17 protein-coding genes and 1 riboswitch are annotated in these 17,336 nt (G+C 35.4%); of the genes, 7 read left to right on the top strand and 10 right to left on the bottom strand.

Translation table 11 applies throughout. The features are described from left to right. Positions 1-140: 140 nt before the first annotated feature. The gene (locus L2B55_RS09585; RefSeq protein ID WP_237844430.1) at positions 141-686 is read right to left on the bottom strand and encodes a hypothetical protein; all 546 of its coding nucleotides are present in this window, start codon (positions 684-686) and stop codon (positions 141-143) included. Between the two features lie 786 nt (positions 687-1,472). Here L2B55_RS09585 and L2B55_RS09580 point away from each other — a divergent pair. Further along, positions 1,473-2,249 (top strand): enoyl-CoA hydratase/isomerase family protein, encoded by a 777-nt coding sequence (locus tag L2B55_RS09580; RefSeq protein WP_237844428.1) that lies wholly within the window; start codon positions 1,473-1,475, stop codon positions 2,247-2,249. A 71-nt stretch (positions 2,250-2,320) separates the two neighbouring features. Then, positions 2,321-3,046 carry a 3-deoxy-manno-octulosonate cytidylyltransferase gene (gene kdsB / locus L2B55_RS09575; RefSeq protein ID WP_237844426.1) on the top strand — a complete coding sequence of 242 codons (726 nt, stop codon included), beginning with the start codon at positions 2,321-2,323 and terminating at the stop codon, positions 3,044-3,046. A 59-nt stretch (positions 3,047-3,105) separates the two neighbouring features. On the opposite strand, the gene L2B55_RS09570 is transcribed toward kdsB, so the two are convergent. From L2B55_RS09570 to L2B55_RS09555, 4 genes are all read right to left on the bottom strand, one after another. After that, positions 3,106-3,489 (bottom strand): acyl-CoA thioesterase, encoded by a 384-nt coding sequence (locus tag L2B55_RS09570; RefSeq protein WP_237850283.1) that lies wholly within the window; start codon positions 3,487-3,489, stop codon positions 3,106-3,108. After that, on the bottom strand, positions 3,489-3,731 hold the full coding sequence (locus L2B55_RS09565; protein WP_237844424.1) for a cysteine-rich CWC family protein: 243 nt from the start codon (positions 3,729-3,731) through the stop codon (positions 3,489-3,491). Before L2B55_RS09565 ends, L2B55_RS09570 begins: the two co-directional genes overlap by 1 nt. Continuing rightward, entirely contained in the window at positions 3,731-4,219 is a 489-nt protein-coding gene (locus L2B55_RS09560; RefSeq protein ID WP_237844422.1) for a PAS domain-containing protein, read from the bottom strand. Before L2B55_RS09560 ends, L2B55_RS09565 begins: the two co-directional genes overlap by 1 nt. 107 nt (positions 4,220-4,326) lie before the next feature. Beyond that, the gene (locus tag L2B55_RS09555; protein ID WP_237844420.1) at positions 4,327-5,184 is read right to left on the bottom strand and encodes a uroporphyrinogen decarboxylase/cobalamine-independent methonine synthase family protein; all 858 of its coding nucleotides are present in this window, start codon (positions 5,182-5,184) and stop codon (positions 4,327-4,329) included. 156 nt (positions 5,185-5,340) lie between these two features. Next, positions 5,341-5,538, bottom strand: a riboswitch (cobalamin riboswitch). Positions 5,539-5,889: 351 nt separating this feature from the next. On the opposite strand from L2B55_RS09555, the gene L2B55_RS09550 reads away from it, so the two are divergent. Both L2B55_RS09550 and yidC read left to right on the top strand, forming a co-directional pair. After that, the gene (locus L2B55_RS09550; protein WP_237844418.1) at positions 5,890-7,518 is read left to right on the top strand and encodes a CTP synthase; all 1,629 of its coding nucleotides are present in this window, start codon (positions 5,890-5,892) and stop codon (positions 7,516-7,518) included. 18 nt (positions 7,519-7,536) lie between these two features. Continuing rightward, the gene (yidC, locus tag L2B55_RS09545; RefSeq protein WP_237844415.1) at positions 7,537-9,318 is read left to right on the top strand and encodes a membrane protein insertase YidC; all 1,782 of its coding nucleotides are present in this window, start codon (positions 7,537-7,539) and stop codon (positions 9,316-9,318) included. A gap of 131 nt (positions 9,319-9,449) precedes the next feature. On the opposite strand, the gene L2B55_RS09540 is transcribed toward yidC, so the two are convergent. The 5 genes from L2B55_RS09540 to L2B55_RS09520 all read right to left on the bottom strand — a co-directional run bounded on the left by L2B55_RS09540 (position 9,450) and on the right by L2B55_RS09520 (position 15,076). After that, on the bottom strand, positions 9,450-10,106 hold the full coding sequence (locus tag L2B55_RS09540) for a CoA transferase subunit B (protein ID WP_237844414.1): 657 nt from the start codon (positions 10,104-10,106) through the stop codon (positions 9,450-9,452). Positions 10,107-10,238: 132 nt separating this feature from the next. Then, positions 10,239-10,937: a CoA transferase subunit A gene (locus L2B55_RS09535; protein ID WP_237844412.1), complete on the bottom strand. Its 699-nt coding sequence runs from the start codon at positions 10,935-10,937 to the stop codon at positions 10,239-10,241. A 447-nt stretch (positions 10,938-11,384) separates the two neighbouring features. Further along, the gene (locus tag L2B55_RS09530; protein WP_237844410.1) at positions 11,385-13,784 is read right to left on the bottom strand and encodes a heavy metal translocating P-type ATPase; all 2,400 of its coding nucleotides are present in this window, start codon (positions 13,782-13,784) and stop codon (positions 11,385-11,387) included. A gap of 91 nt (positions 13,785-13,875) precedes the next feature. Then, a complete protein-coding gene (locus L2B55_RS09525) occupies positions 13,876-14,589 on the bottom strand; it encodes a Crp/Fnr family transcriptional regulator (RefSeq protein WP_237844408.1) in 714 nt (237 codons plus the stop codon). A gap of 97 nt (positions 14,590-14,686) precedes the next feature. Continuing rightward, positions 14,687-15,076, bottom strand: a complete 390-nt coding sequence (locus L2B55_RS09520; protein WP_237844406.1) for a GIY-YIG nuclease family protein — start codon at positions 15,074-15,076, stop codon at positions 14,687-14,689. 119 nt (positions 15,077-15,195) lie between these two features. On the opposite strand from L2B55_RS09520, the gene L2B55_RS09515 reads away from it, so the two are divergent. The 3 genes from L2B55_RS09515 to L2B55_RS09505 all read left to right on the top strand — a co-directional run bounded on the left by L2B55_RS09515 (position 15,196) and on the right by L2B55_RS09505 (position 17,062). Next, positions 15,196-15,993: an XRE family transcriptional regulator gene (locus L2B55_RS09515; RefSeq protein ID WP_237844405.1), complete on the top strand. Its 798-nt coding sequence runs from the start codon at positions 15,196-15,198 to the stop codon at positions 15,991-15,993. 21 nt (positions 15,994-16,014) lie between these two features. Then, positions 16,015-16,578 (top strand): GNAT family N-acetyltransferase, encoded by a 564-nt coding sequence (locus tag L2B55_RS09510; protein WP_237844403.1) that lies wholly within the window; start codon positions 16,015-16,017, stop codon positions 16,576-16,578. 79 nt (positions 16,579-16,657) lie between these two features. Next, the gene (locus L2B55_RS09505; RefSeq protein ID WP_237844401.1) at positions 16,658-17,062 is read left to right on the top strand and encodes a hypothetical protein; all 405 of its coding nucleotides are present in this window, start codon (positions 16,658-16,660) and stop codon (positions 17,060-17,062) included. Positions 17,063-17,336: the final 274 nt, after the last annotated feature.

The following is a 17,336-nucleotide window of genomic DNA, read 5'->3' as shown; positions in this document are numbered from 1 at the left end:
TCAAGTGTTCAAATAATTTCTCATCAGGGCTACAAATGCAAAGAAAGGCTTTTAGAGATCCTCTAAGAGCCTTTCTTTTTCTTTGAGCCTTTTCAATGATCACTCAACTTTCGTCCTGACAAAGTGTAAAAAAGAGCTCCTTAAAATTGCTTAACAAAACCTTTTGCGAATATCGCTACGGCTTTCCCTTCTTGTTTTAATGTTCTAGGAGATGTAGCTTTCAGTTGACCAAGAGTGTTTATCGGGACAAACGTATTATACTTTTGTCTTGTTCCCATATTTGCTTGGTTTCCAATATTTGCAACGAAAACGTAATCATTGTCACCATTAATCAAATTTATTTTAACATTCTTAATTATAAAATTCGTTGAGTCGATTGTTAAAGTCGAATAGTTTATAGCCAATAATGCATCAATATGTGTATATCGAATGGTGTCAGAAAAGGATTGTTCCTTTGCATTTTTCCAAGCTTCTGTGTTTGTACTAGGTAGTCCCCACTCTCTCACAGCTAATTCTTTAGATGGAGATTCATTAATCTCCATAATACTTGATTTATTTAATGTTAAATCATCTGTTGATACAATATTGGCTTCGTTAAGCTTTGTTTTTTGGGCATCTTTTGATTCACAACTAAAAACTAGAAGTGCTAATGCTGAAAGTAAAACAGAAAGTAAATTTTTATTCATAAATATTTTAAAATTAAATCACTAAGATATAAATTTTCATTTAATGAAAATTGTTCGCTCAAATTGTCTGCAAAGTCTTCTTATGATATTCCAACGATTCGAATAATAATAATCTCCTATATGGTTCAAGAGATGACTTACACCTGTATACTTGAAGCTATCTAAGCTTTACTTTGGCCGTTCATTATTTCCAATCGATAAAAAACAATTCTAGTTACAGTAATATTCAAAGAATGCTCCCCACTTAGAAAAAAGAAAAATTTCAAAATTATATTGATTCAATTTCAACTGTTTTAACCTATTGCTAACTGGTCATGAATATGAAGAATTGTTACGATTACAAACGTGTCAATTAACCCTCGACAGATTACTATTTTACTTTATTTTGGGTGTTGTTTATAAAATTAATCTATTACTTTCGATAAAGTATTATTATAAACTTACTGTCTGTTTAATATCTTCTGCTACCTAAATCAATTTAGTAATTAAAAATTGAACAAAATCAGATTGAAAAACACAAAAAGTTTGTACAATACTATTTTGCTTTTGATGAGGATTCCGCATCACATGGCTTCTGGGTTATTGTGCAGTACAATCAATTACAATCGACATATAATCATTTCAATCACCTTGTCTTGTCAAACACAAAAATTATCTACAGTTTTATGGAGTCCGAATACGGATTATGACTGAAATTTTCGTTCGTTTCAATCTAGTGTGGAGCAGTAAATGTAAAAAATGCGAAAAACTGGACACCAATCAACTACCATAAAAATTGATATTTAAATGGAAAAACTTGTAAAATATACTGTAAAAGAACGCATAGCCTATATCACTATTAATCGGCCCGAAAAGCGAAATGCACTAAATGAATCTTTGGTTCAGCAGCTAAAGACTACTTTTTACAAGGCAGAAAAAGATCATAACGCCAAAGTGATTGTTTTGGAAGCCGAAGGTGAGGTTTTTAGTGCAGGAGCCGATTTAGCTTACCTTCAGAAATTGCAGGCAAACACGGCTAATGAAAATCTTGCCGACAGTCATCAATTACGCGAATTATTCAGTGCGATTTATTTTTCAGAAAAAATAACCATCGCAAAAGTTCAGGGCCATGCTATTGCCGGAGGTTGTGGATTAGTTACAGTTTGTGATTTTGCATTTACTCAAACTGAAGCAAAATTTGGCTATACTGAAGTGAAAATTGGATTTGTACCAGCTCTAGTCGCATTATTTTTGATCAGGAAGATAGGTGAAGGAAAAGCCAAAGACCTCTTACTAAGCGGAAGATTAATTTCCGCCGATGAAGCACTTTCTTTAGGACTCGTCAATAAAATAATTGCAGTCGAACAGCTTGATGAGGAAGTTAATCAATTCGCCAAACAGCTTTGTATCGAGACCTCAGCCAACGCTGTGGCAATAACCAAAAACCTGATTCAAAAAGTGCAGACAATGAATAGTGAAGATGCATTAATTTTTGCAGCTAAAACCAATGCACAGGTAAGAAGTACTGAAGACTTCAAAAAAGGGGTAGACTCATTTTTGACCAAAACAAAATTGACCTGGTAAAAGATTTTTTTAATTATTAAACAAAAACAATTTAGGTAGTTAAAATTACCTTTGTGTACTTATATAAATAGATGAAATTTTTAGGCGTTATACCTTCTCGTTATCAATCAACTCGTTTCCCGGGTAAACCCCTTGTTGACATCAAAGGCAAATCCATGGTTCAACGGGTATATGAACAATGTTTACTCTGCACTGATTTAGACGAAGTGATTGTTGCCACCGATGATCAACGAATCTTTGACCATGTGTTATCTTTTGGAGGGAAGGTTATGATGACCTCTGCTGATCATATTAACGGCACTTCACGTTGTGCAGAAGTCGCCCAAGCCCAACCTGGGTTTGAGGGCATAATCAATATTCAGGGGGATGAACCTTTTATCTCACCAGAACAAATTAGTGATTTGATTCATTGCTTTGATGAGCCCAACACTCAAATTGCCAGCATGTTTAAGAAAATAAAAAAAGAAGAGGAATTATTTAGTCCTAACGTGGTAAAGGTTGTTTTAAACCAGCAATTCGAAGCTATGTATTTCAGCAGATCTCCGATTCCGTTTATCAGAAATGAACAGAAAGAAAACTGGCTAAATGCTTATAACTTTTACCATCATGTTGGAATTTATGGATTCAGAAATGATTTTTTGATGCAATTAAATCAGCTTACAGCAAGCTCCCTTGAACTGGCCGAATCATTGGAACAGTTGCGGTGGCTTGAAAATGGCTTCAAAATTAAAATGGCAGAAACATCTTTCGAAACCATAGCCATTGATACCCCAGAAGATCTTGCTAAAATTTTATAAATAATAAATCCCCTTCGGTTATAGTAAGGGGATTTAACTTATTCTTTCGAAATAGTTTTTTAAACTACTTTTACAGGCTTTTTATGCTCGTCGATTGCCACAAAAGTAAATGTACCTGAAATGGCCTTTTCACGATGGGCGGAATACATTTGTTCAATATAAATATCAACACTTACCTTTAGGCTGGTATTGCCTATATGCACCACTTTACCAACTAGTTCAATAATGGTTCCTGCGGGAATAGGTTTTGAAAAATCGATTCGGTCTGATGATACAGTAACCATGCGTTTCCGGGCAAACCGTGTAGCCGTAATGAATGCCACTTCATCCATTAAGTGCATAGCTGTGCCACCAAATAATGTATCATAATGATTGGTAGTATTTGGAAAAACAGCTTTAAAAATTCGGGTTTCTGACTGACTAATCTTCTCTTCTAAATTTATCATCGGGTTTTAAGTAGTATATTTATTTGTTCTTGTTTCTCTATTAACGATCGGTATTTTATTTCTTGTTTAATTTCTAATAAACAATTCCGGCATAAACAGTCACTAAAACTACGCGCAATAATTTCCTTTTCATCTTCATTAAAGTTAATACCGTAACATTGGCATTGTACAATTGTTCCAGTTTTGCACTCAAAGAGATTATTACAGCGCTGACAGCTTTTCGGTTCGTGTGTTGCCATTATATTATTTTTTTGAAAACCACAAGATTGACTAATTCCTTTTGTTTATTAAATACTGCAAAACCATTGATTTCACAATTGTACTTTGTTCTGTTTTTTCTGTAATTCACAATAATTGCCTTAAACGGCTCCACCATACTGATGGCATCCTGAGTCAAAGATTTAATATTCGGATCGATTTTAATACCCTGAAATAAATTTAGAGGTTTACCAATTAACTCGTCAGGCAGATAACCGTTTATTGCAGTTATGTTCCTGCTTACAAATACAATATTTAAACCAGTATCTGCTATAATGACACAACGGTTATGCTTGCAAAGTTCTGTTTCAAAATCAAAATCATGTTGCCATTTATGTTCACAAGCGAACTTTTTTAATGCAGTAACGTCTTTCAATTTTGATGAGAGTCTAAAATAACCTTCCATAAAAACATCCCAGCTGTTAAGCGGAGTTCCTAAAACAGTTCTCGCATTATAGCGATTTAGCATTTTGTAGTATTCGTCTCGAACAGGCCTTTAGTAATTTTGGTACTTTAATATTGTTGACCAATACAATAACATAATTTTGATGAACAAAAAACCCTTAATAAAGCGAATTAGCTTAGGCATTCTAGGTGCTTAGGCGCCCGAACCAAATCAATATGCAAAGCCTCATTTTGAAGCTTTGTAGCGAACTCAATATTGTCTCGTAAACCTTCAAAATAAGTTGTGAGCAAAATTTTTATTCCAAAACATTTCTTCTTTATCTCATTATATGCCCATTCAAATGCTTGTTTTTCAGCTGAAGTAAAAGCAAGAGCCAGAAACGGCTCTTCAAGTTGAACCCATACAGCTCCCAGACTCTTTAGTTTATTCAAGATTTCGATATAAACCGGAACTAGTTGCTTAATAAGTTCAATCTTTTGAAAGCCGTTTTCTTTCTCTTTTCCGAGTAGTAGGTAGGATACGGGGCCAATGATTACGGGTTTTGCTTTTTCGCCTAATAGTTGCTTGGCGAAAGTATATTCACTGAATAGTTTGTTAGAAAATAATTTAAATGACTGATCAGCGGTAAACTCAGGAACAACGTAATGAAAATCAGTATCAAACCACTTGATCATTTCCATTGCTTTAATGTCTAATCCGTCTTTCTGATAACCCCTAGCCATAGCAAAATACAGGTCGAGTTCTGTATTGCCTTTTATGTCAGTAAGAATTGGTGTGTACCGTGATGGAATTACTCCCAACAACAATGACATATCCAAAACATGATCATAATAACTAAAATCGTTACAAGGAATTAAATCTATACCCGCTTGAAGTTGTAACTGCCAGTTTTGATACCGCAGATGTTGTACAGTTTGCTCAAGGTGGAACTTATCGGATTTACCTCCCCAATATTCCTCACAAGCTTTTTTAAGTTCACGCTTGGATTCCTTGAGTGGGAAACCAGGATTGTTTTTTAGCATACGCATAAAACATTGTTGAAACATTAAATAAATTAATGTTCCTTACAGTTTTCGGTATGCTTTCGGGAATTTGTGTAGATTAATTAAAATGAGCTTAAGCTGATACTTGCTTTATCAACAGAACACATCTTTTTATGACTACTGCTTTATACCGCGAAAGCATTTGTCTTACATAGTGAGGCAAGTATCCTGGCTTGTAACATTGTTATCGCCCTTCTCATTCTTTCTAAAGAACAATGGGTATGAGATTATAATAACAATTTTTACGTTACTTACAGTTGCGCGACAGCCCATGATTTGCACATGGTTCCTTATTTAATGCCAACCTAATGGTTAGTAACCTTCCTATCGAAACAAAAATGTAAAGAACTACGGAGGCAAATATAATTAGAATATGATTGACAATGGCATCATTTGACATAATAATAATAATTAGATAGTTTGATCATAGATCCTTTTAAATATTGAGTATGATTATGTATAGAAAGACCCCAAAAAAAGTTGGCAAAACCACCCTTCTTTGGGGTCTTTTTTTCCACCAATCAAGAGCAACTTTCAATAAAAGTGGGTTCACAATGCTCAAAATCCCTGCTTTAGTGCTTTAGCAGCAATACTTTATCACAATATGAACTGAATTTAAATTCAGGCAGTCATCATCCCATTATTTTTCGTACTTTTGCAACCCGTAACCAGCAGGCATCATTTGAGATTATGACTAAATACGTTTTTGTTACGGGGGGTGTTACCTCTTCGTTAGGGAAAGGAATTATTTCAGCTTCATTAGCTAAATTATTACAATCGAGGGGATACAGGGTAACCATCCAAAAGCTTGACCCATACATTAATATTGATCCGGGAACATTGAATCCTTATGAACACGGAGAATGTTATGTAACTGAAGATGGCGCAGAAACTGACCTAGACCTTGGTCACTATGAACGTTTTTTGAACGTTCCAACCTCACAGGCCAACAACGTTACTACCGGCCGCATTTATCAAAATGTAATTAACAAAGAGCGTCGTGGAGATTATTTGGGAAAAACCGTACAGGTGGTTCCTCATATCACCGATGAAATTAAAGCCAATATTCAGCGCTTAGGTGATACTGGAGAGTACGACATTGTGATCACCGAATTAGGTGGAACCGTTGGCGACATCGAGTCATTACCATACATCGAGGCTGTTCGTCAGTTCCGTTGGGAACACGGCTCTACCAATACGTTGGTAATTCACCTTACCTTGTTACCTTACTTAGCTGCTGCTGGTGAATTAAAAACCAAACCAACGCAACACTCTGTTAAAATGCTGATGGAGTATGGTGTACACCCTGATATATTAGTATGCCGTACAGAGCATCGTATGACCCAGGAGATACGTAAAAAAATCGCTTTATTCTGCAACGTAAACGTAAACGCGGTAATTGAATCAGCCGATGCTTCAACTATTTACGACGTTCCGTTGTTGATGCTGAAAGAGCAATTAGACCGCATTGTATTAACCAAGCTAAAACTTCCAATGAAGGATGAGCCTAATCTTGATTCATGGAAAGAGTTTTTAGGTAAGCTAAAAAATCCAACATCTGAAGTTAAGATTGGGTTGGTTGGTAAATATGTTGAATTACCTGATGCTTACAAATCAATTTGTGAGTCGTTTATTCATGCTGGAGCTAAAAACGAGTGTAAAGTAAACTTACAGTACATCCATTCAGAACACATCAATGAAAGCAATGTGGAAGAGAAACTGAATGGTTTAGATGGTGTTTTGGTTGCCCCTGGCTTTGGAAACCGTGGTATTGAGGGTAAAATCGATGCTATTAAATACGTTCGTGAGAACAATATTCCATTCTTTGGAATTTGTTTAGGTATGCAATGTGCCGTGGTGGAATTCGCTCGCAACGTCCTTAACTTAGATGGTGCTCACTCTATTGAAATGAATGCCGAGACTAATTATCCGGTTATCAACCTCATGGAAGAGCAGAAGGAAATTACAAACATGGGCGGAACAATGCGTTTGGGATCGTATCCTTGTGAAATCAAGAAAGGCACCAAAGCATTTAATGCATATGGTAAATCTCGTATTTCTGAACGCCATCGTCATCGTTATGAGTTCAACAATGCTTACTTACAGCAATATAATGATGCCGGAATGATAACTTCAGGTATTAACCCTGACTCAAACTTGGTTGAAATTATTGAATTAAAAAATCACCCATATTTTGTTGGTGGCCAGTTTCACCCTGAATTAAAAAGTACGGTAGCAAATCCACATCCTTTATTTGTTAAGTTTGTAGAGGCTGCTAAAACATATCATTACGAGAATAATCCAAAGAAATCTAAATAAGTATTTAAAAACCGATAAATGGATAGAAACACCCTTACCGGTATGTTGTTGATTGCTGCCATCATGCTTGGATGGAGCTACTTTATGAAGCCAAATGAGGCTGAATTAAAGCAATATCAGCACCAAACCGATTCGATTAAAAATGCTAAGGCCGGCATTAAGACAGCTCCAGTTACAGCAAACAAAACTGTAAAGTTTGCTGACTCGGCTGCTCTTCAGGAGCAATTTATTACTCTTGAAAACGAAAAAGTTAAAATAACGCTTTCAACCAAAGGTGGTCGTGTTTACTCAACCGAACTTAAAGGTCAGAAAACATGGAACGGCAAACCGATAATATTATTTAATGGCGATGAAAACCGTTTTGGTTTAAAACTGCCATTAACTACTAAAAATGTAAATACGACTGATGAACTTTTCCAACCAATCGGTTCGTCATTCAGTGTGGCCGGTAAAGATTCAAACAGCGTAACAATGCGTTTGGCATTTTCAGCTACGCAATATGTTGATTATGTGTATTCGCTTAAAGGTGATAGTTACTTGTTAAATTTCGGCGTTAAAATGGCCGGAATGAATCAATTATTGAATCCAAGTGCAAAAACCTTAAACCTAGAGTGGAAAAGTGATCTGATTCAACAAGAAAAAGATAAGAAAAACGAACAAACCTATACAACTGTTTTTTACCAAAAGGAAAATGGTGATGTAGATTACTTATCAGAGAGTAAAGACAAAGAAGAAAAACTTGAAGAGCCAATAAAATGGATTTCTTTTAAGCAGCACTTCTTCTCTACGGTACTAATTGCTCAAAACAAATTCCAAACTGGAACATTAAGCACTGTTACCGACCTTACCAAATCGAATCTTAAGAACTTATCAGCTGACTTGGTTGTTCCAATTCAATCAAAACCTGATGAGCAATTAAACTTTACATTTTACTTCGGTCCAAATCACTTTACCACATTGAAAAATGTAGGTTATGACTTGCAAAGCCAAATTAAATTAGGCTGGGGACCTTTAGGATGGATTAACCGTTGGGCGGTAATTCCTTTATTCAACTTCCTGGACAACTTCAATTTAAACTATGGTATTATCATCCTTATTTTAACAGTTGTGTTAAAATTGGTTTTATTACCGATAACTTATAGTTCATATTTGTCTCAGGCCAAAATGCGTGCATTAAAACCTGAAATGGATGCAATTAAAGCTAAAGTTGGTGAAGAAGATCAAACCAAGTTACAACAGGAATACCTGAAGTTATACAAACAAGCTGGAGTAAACCCATTAGCTGGTTGTATTCCATTGTTGCTTCAAATGCCAATATTACTGGCGTTCTTCCGTTTCTTCCCTGCTTCTTTTGAGTTACGTCAACAACCATTCTTATGGATGAATGACCTTTCAACTTATGATTCAGTGATTAATTTTGGAGTGAACATACCGTTCCTTGGAAACCACTTAAGCTTAATGTGTGTATTAATGACTATATCGACATTAATTTACACGTGGATGAACAACCGAATTTCGGGAGTTACAGGTCAAATGAAATACATTGGTTACATTATGCCGGTTGTATTTTTAGGAGCATTAAATAGTTTTCCAGCAGGCTTGAACTTCTATTACTTCTGTGCGAACATTATCACTTTCTTACAACAATTTATCATCCGTAAGTTTGTTAATGATGATGCAATTCATGCTAAGATTCAGGAAAATAAAAAGCGTCCTGGAGCTAGTCAGAAGTCTAAATGGCAAATGCGTTTAGAAGAAATGACAAAACAACAACAAGCTGCTCAACAACGTAAAAAATAAAGTTCTTCCTTTTAATAAAACAACAAACGCCGTATCAGAACATGATACGGCGTTTGTTTTATGGTGAATTTGTATGAATAAAAGGGGCATAAGAACGAACTCATGCCCCTTTTTAAATCTTGAAGATTGCTTTATAATACCATTTCTGGAATTTCACCTTCAATAATTAATTTACCAGCGGTTGAATTTATAATATGTTCAACAGAAACTCCAGGTGCTCGCTCTAATAATTTAAAACCACCTTCTGGCAGTACATCGAACACACCCAATTCCGTTACAATCTTTTTAACACAGCGAGTTCCTGTTAAAGGCAATGTACATGAAGGCAGCAGTTTAGACTCCCCAGCTTTATTTACGTGCTGCATAGCAACAATAATATTTTTTGCAGAGGCCACCAAATCCATCGCTCCACCCATTCCTTTTACCATTTTACCAGGTATTTTCCAGTTGGCAATGTCACCATTTTCTGATACTTCCATCGCGCCTAATATTGTCAGGTCAACTTTTCCCGCACGTATCATTCCAAAACTTAGTGCAGAGTCAAAAATTGAGCTTCCAGGTAACGTTGTAATGGTTTGCTTACCTGCGTTGATCAAATCAGGATCTTCCTCACCTTCAAACGGAAAAGGCCCCATACCCAATAAACCATTTTCCGACTGAAGAGTAACTGAAATACCATCAGGAATATAATTGGCCACTAATGTTGGAATTCCGATTCCTAGGTTTACATAGTAACCATCCTTTAATTCTTTTGCTATACGTTTAGCTATGCCGTTTTTATCTAACATTTCTTTATTTCTTAAATCTATTGATTAGAATTCCGTTAAAATACACTAGAAGTATCGACTCAACCATCTAAACTCTATCAAATGATTACTTTAAACTTAATTGGCTTAATTTGACAATGAAACATACTTTGATTAACCTCTGCTTCTAACAGTACGTTGCTCAATACGTTTTTCATAGTTTTTACCTTCGAAAATTCGATGCACGTAAATTCCAGGGGTATGAATCTGATCAGGATCAAGTTCACCTACTGGAACTAATTCCTCAACCTCTGCAATAGTAATTTTACCGCCCATGGCCATTAATGGATTAAAGTTTCTTGAAGTGGACCGGTAAATTAAATTGCCATGAGCATCTCCCTTCCACGCTTTAACAATAGCAAAATCCGCATCAAAAGCATATTCCATCAAATAATCTTTACCATTGAAATTGCGCACTTCTTTACCTTCAGCAACTTCTGTTCCTACACCGGCAGGGGTAAATATAGCCGGCATACCATAGCCTGCAGCCATACAACGGGTAGCCAATGTTCCTTGCGGGATTAGTTCTACTTCTAGCTCTCCGCTAAGCAACTGTCGTTCAAACTCTGCGTTCTCACCAACATAAGAAGATATCATCTTCTTAATTTGCTTATTTTGAAGCAACAGACCTAAGCCAAAATCGTCAACTCCGGCATTGTTAGAAATACAAGTAAGATTTTTCACATTTTTCTTAACTAAAGCAGCTATAGAGTTTTCCGGAATCCCACAAAGACCAAAACCTCCAACCATTAAAGTTAATCCATCAGTTATGTCTTTAACCGCTTCATCAGCGTTAGCAACAACTTTATTCATAAGAGTATTGATATATTAATTGGTTATTTAACTAATTGGCACTTAAGGAAAAACATAGTATTAGCCATCCCAAAAACGCATCATAAATTGGTGTTCTAAAATACCATTTTGCTTTAATTAATAATCACAATCAATCAGGATAATTTCCAGGGTTATCAATGGCCTAATTTAAAATTTGTCTAAATATTATTTGTATTTAATCTAAATATTGCCTTATATTTGCCAAGCTTTAAGAATAGATGGAAGAGGTAAAATTTTTAGAATCTGATAGTTGCAAACTTCCGGTGATACCAACTGATCCGGAAATGGCAAAAGGCTTCAATGTTTATTTGAGTGGATGTTGTGCCTTTAAGAAGTGTTGTAAAAAATACAAACGTGGCAAAGCTTGCAAAAGCTGTCCTAAACGATAATTAGAACTCTCCGAATTATTAAGCTCGGAGAGTTTTTTTATTTTAGTCCCTTAATTTTTGCCATAAATGCGCTTGCTCCTGTTGTAAACAGAATTATGCTTATTGAGCTGGCAGGCATTAAAATAGCTGCAATAACTGGCGAGAGCGTACCCTGAACGGCAAATGACAACCCAACGATATTATATAAAATAGATATAATAAAGCTGATCATCACAATGGATTTGGCAGATTTCGCGTAACGTATTAATGAACTAAGTTTTATCAACTCACCACCAGCCAAAATAGCGTCACATGCAGGTGAAAAATTATTGACCTCATCAGAAACCGCAATCCCTACATTACTTTGCTTAAGAGCTCCGGCATCATTCAAACCATCTCCGATCATCATCACATTTTTACCGTTCCTTTGTAAGTTCTTTATATAATTTAGCTTGCTTTCCGGAGTTTGATTGAACAGTAATTCATTTTTGGTCTCAAACAATTGCGTGAGTGCACCTTTCTCTGCATCATTATCTCCTGAAATTAAGGACATTTTATATTGACCGCGCAATTCTCCAATCAACGGCACCAATCCTTTACGATATTGATTAGAGATGCTAAACACTCCCAAAAACTGTTCATTAATTGAAACGTATGTTTTTCCTGTTTTCACCTCGGATAGCTGTGTTGCTCCTGCAAAATCAGCCGAACCCACACGAATGATATTACCTTTAATCTCGGCCTGAATACCTTTACCTGGTAATTCAACCAAACTTTCAACGGTAAGAGTGTTAAACTTAGGTAAAAAAGCACTAATGGCTTTACTGTGCGGATGAACTGACTGTAACACCACGGAGCGTATCAGTTGCTGCTGTCCCTCAGAGAGATCCACACCAACATAGTTTACCATCGATTGCCCGTTTTGGGTAATTGTTCCTGTTTTGTCAAAAACAATAGTATCAGCATCAGCAAGCATTTCTATAACGGTTGCGTTTTTTAGATAGAAATTATTTCGTCCAAATATTCGCAGCACATTCCCATTTGTAAAAGTTGACGACAATAATAATGCGCACGGACAAGCAATAATAAGCATGGCAGAAACTGCATTTAGAATTTTGGAAGGATCATTTATAGCCCAAAATATTGCTGTTAAAGCAGCCATGGTAAACAATGCAATAGTAAAATAACGGCTTATACTATGTATATAAGAGTTCTTTTTGTCTTCATATAATCTAAAAACATCTTTGTTCCATAATTCTGTTAAATAGCTATTTGAAACATTTCGGGTAATCTTCAGTTCTATTGCACTTCCTACTTGCTTTCCACCTGCATAAATATTTTCACCTATTGACTTTTGGACAGGATCTGATTCACCAGTAACAAAGCTGTAATCAATATTGGCTTTCCCCTTAATTAAAATAGAATCAGCCGGTATCAATTCATTGTTTCTAATAATAAGCGTATCTCCACAATTCAATTGCGTCACAGGAATATTCTCTTCTTCACCATCATCCTTCTTAAGGGTTACAGCGATAGGAAAATAGGATTTATAGTCCCTGTCAAATGATAATTTCTGATATGTTTTATTTTGTAAATACCTACCAATAAGCATAAAAAACACAATTCCTGTCATCGAGTCGAGATAACCGGCACCTGTTCCACTTAAAATCTCATAAACACTTCTAATGAACGTAATGAGAATGGCCAATACAATTGGAGCATCAATATTTAAAAAACGTTTTTTAATTCCGGCCCAGGCAGATAAATAAAACACATTAGCACTATAGAAAAATACCGGAAGTGATAATGCCAAGTTCAGATAATTAAATATTTTTTTAAGAGTATAATCAACCGTTCCGTCTGAAAAATATTCAGGAAAACTTAGCATCATTATATTGCCAAAACAAAACCCGGCTATGCCTAATTTGTAAACCAAACCTCTATCAACCAAATAATTCTTCTTGCTGGAAATATCATTTAAATTAAGGTAAGGTTCATAACCAACACTAGTCAAAAGTTCGGCTATCACCGGAAGTGATACCTCATTTTCATTAAAAACAATGGTAATTTCTTTTAGAGCAAAATCAACCCTTGAGTGAATAATACCCGCGTTGATACGATGAAGATTTTCGAGCAACCAAATACATGAACTGCAATGGATTTGAGGAAGAAAGAAAACAACATGGGTCTGTTTTCCATTTGTAAACCGAATCAGTTTTTCCTTAATCTCCTGATTATTCAGAATTGAGAACTTGCCTTTGGCTGTTTTTTTTATTTTTTGAGAGATACCGGCATTAGCCGCAATTTGGTAATAATCACAAAGGTGGTTTTCTGCTAAAATTTCATAAACCACTTTACATCCGTTACAACAAAACGTTTTTTCGTCGAAGACAACGGTTTCTTCATCACAGTCAAGACCGCAATGATAACATGTGGTTTTAGTATCGGTTAGCTGCATAGTGTCCGCAAGGTTAAGCCCTAAAATTTAATGGATAGGACAAAACTATTTCCGATAAGTTAAGAAAAACATGATAAAAATCATGCTAGCGTTAATTGTAAATATTAGCCCTACGAACTAATTCTTTAACATTGACAATTTTAATTTTTTTTCCGACAAATTCAATCAAACCATCTCCCTTAAGTTCTGAGAGTAAACGAATTGCGGTTTCAGTAGCGGTGCCGGTCATATTGGCAATTTCTTCTCTGCTTAATACTACTTTAATTGAACCTGTTATTTCATCTACACCAAAAGTTTCTTTCAACAATAAGATATTTTCGGCAATTCGTTCACGAACAGGTTTTTGAGCTATATCAGTAAGCTTATTTTCAGCATGTCTTAAATCAGCAGAAAGCAGTTTAACCAAATTCAATGACAATGATGGGCTCTTATCAAAGATTTCAAAGAAATCAGTTTTTGGAATAAAGCATACATCAGTTTTTTCTAAAGCTATAGCACTACAATCGTACATCTCATTACCTAGCAAGGCGCGGTAACCTAATACATCACTTTCTTTTGCAAAACGTACAATCTGTTCCTTACCTGTCTCACCATGCTTAGACAGTTTTACTTTCCCTTCATGAATACAATAAATACCATGAGGACGATCTCCTTCCACAAAAATCTCTTCACCTTTATTAAAAGTAATATGGCCTTTATGAGAGTCAATAACGTCTAATTCATTCTCCCTTAAACCACAAAAAACTGAGTCTTTCCGGTATTGGCAGGATTTGCAGCTAAAATAATCTGAATGTTTTTTCGACACCTAAAGAATATTAAAAGTACGTGGCTAACACTTATTATTACAAAAATAGTATTTAAAGTTTAATACCACTACGTTCTTAAGGTTAAATGACGCAGATTTAACATGCAACAGCTGTATACCTGAAATTGGTACGGGGAAACTTCGGATCTAATATATTTTCAAAATCAACTCCTAAGGAAAGATCAACCCAGTCAGCGTTCACCGAACGAATAATTTTCTCTTTTTGTGCTTTGGTAAGATGTTGTAATATCAATAAACGTTTTTGTAATAACACTTCATTTTCAAACTCCTCAAAATACACCAAACGTGAATAGTGTCCAGAAGCATCGAAATGCAAGGTCGGAATTGCTCTGAATTTATTGATGGTGTTTATTAAATCATCACTGGTTCCAACTATAATACTTGAGCGATTACGATCAGTCATAAAATAGATGTAACGTTTGCTACCAGCTGAATTAATTCTTGAAGTGTTATTGAAAAGTGCCATAATCGTTTTTCTTTTAAAATCTATTTTTATTTATTTCTTGATAATCCCGAAATTGTCACTAACTTTATTAGCAAATATATACTATTATTTTTAGTATTATAAAATTTTTGGCAAAATTCATGGGCACTATCTCACAAAACTTAAAATACCTGCGCAAAAAACAAGGACTTACGCAACAGCAATTAGCTGACAATCTAGAAGTTAAACGGGCTGTTATTGGTGCATACGAAGAAGATCGGGCAGAACCAAAAACAGAACTACTTCTTAAGATGGCTAATTTATTTAGCATTTCAGTTGATGAATTGATTTCGGAAAGAATAACCGATAAATGGTTTGCTAAAAAGGAAAAAGCTGCAGAAGAGGAGAAAAACAAAACAAGTGGCGGCCTCCGGGTTTTAAGTATTACTGTAGATAAGGATCAAAATGAAAACATTGAATTAATCCCGGCCAAAGCAAGTGCAGGCTATTTAAACGGTTATGCCGACCCCCAATATGTAGCAGAGCTACCAAAGTTCCATCTCCCGTTCTTAAAAGGAGGAACATTCAGGGCATTTGAATTAAAGGGAGACTCCATGCTTCCATTAGAACCAGGAACCATTGTAGTTGGAGAATACATAGAGAACTTTGGTGATATTAAATCAGGTGATACATATGTTGTACTAAGCAAAGATGAAGGCATTGTTTACAAACGCGTAACCAATAAAATCAAAGAAAACCAACGCTTGTACCTTGCATCAGACAACAAAGCCTATGAAACTTACAGCATCAATGCCAGCGATGTGCTTGAAATATGGAAAGCCAAAGCCTTCATAAGCACAGCCTTCCCTACCCCAGCAATTGAACCTTCACTCGAAAAACTAACCGAAATGGTAGAGCAATTACAAAAGACTGTTACCAAACTAAAGCCAAATGATTAACTTTTTAGCAACTTTTCGGTAATGCTGGACATAAAGTTTGATTCGTTCCCTATACTCTCAACCCCTAGGTTAAACCTTAGGGCTATTGACCATTCTGACAGCATTGCTTTGTTTGAATTAAGAAGCAATGACCAAGTATTAAAGTATTTAGACCGCGAGCCACCCAGTGATATCCAAGAAATAGAAACACTGATTCAAAAGATAGTTGATTCCTTTGCTGAAAATGAAGGGATCAACTGGGCTATTACTTTAAAAGGCAACAATCAATTGATCGGAACAATAGGATTTTGGCGAATAATCAAAGAACATCACCGAGCCGAAATTGGCTATTTACTTCACCCCAATTACTGGAATAATGGTTTGATGTTTGAAGCTTTGATGAAAGTAATCAGCTATGGTTTCAATAACATCAAATTCCATTCTATTGAAGCCAATGTCAATCCAAACAATTTGGCATCAATAAAATTGCTAAAAAAAACAGGGTTTAGGCAAGAAGCCTATTTTAAAGAGAACTATTACTACAATGGCAAATTTTTCGATTCGGCCATTTTCACATTGCTATCAACTAAAACGAATAATATATAATTAATCACCAGCTATTTTTTTTTCATTTTACATTAAACCTTTTTTATAAATAAAACTCAAAAGCAAAAGAACAATAGAAATGAAAAAATTAGCTTTAGCAATTGTCACTTTATTAATTGCAACAACCATGTTTGCTCAAGAAAGACAACCTCGCAGTGCAGAGGAAAGAGCTTCGATGCAAACCCAGCAGCTTACCAAAAAGCTAGCATTAACCGATGATCAGCAAAAAAAAGTTCATGAAATTAATTTAAGTTCCGCAAAGAAAGTAGATGAATTAAGGGAAGCCAATGCGGGCGACCGTGCAGCCATGATGGAAGGCATGAAGAAAATTAACGAAGAAAAAGAGACTGCATTAAAAGCGGTTTTAACTGAAAAGCAATGGGCCGATTATGAAGTTTTGAAAAAAGAACGCATGGAAAAGATGAAAAGCAGAACACAAAACCAGAAAGGCAATGAATCTCCTGCAAACAACGGTTCAAATTAGTGAAATAAAAAAAGGAGTTGAAACCTGGGAAGTGTCAACTCCTTTAATTTAACCTAAACCAAAAGAAAAAGAATAATGGAAGGAATATAAAATATAACTTATACTCTTTTTCCTAGGCGCTAAAGTAGAGCATTAATTTGAATTAGCAAAATATTTTTTCCAAAACTCACATAAGCAACTTGATTATGTGCATATTACAAGAAAGCATTTATCCCTTCCAACAATTATCCATAGAGTTTTAAAAATGATAATACATTTGTAGCTTGACTGCAAA

The sequence above is a fragment of the Solitalea lacus genome (genome assembly GCF_022014595.1).
Lineage (GTDB): Bacteria > Bacteroidota > Bacteroidia > Sphingobacteriales > Sphingobacteriaceae > Solitalea > Solitalea lacus.
The sequence above is the reverse complement of the archived record's forward strand: the minus strand, read 5'-3'. Positions and strand labels throughout refer to the sequence as shown.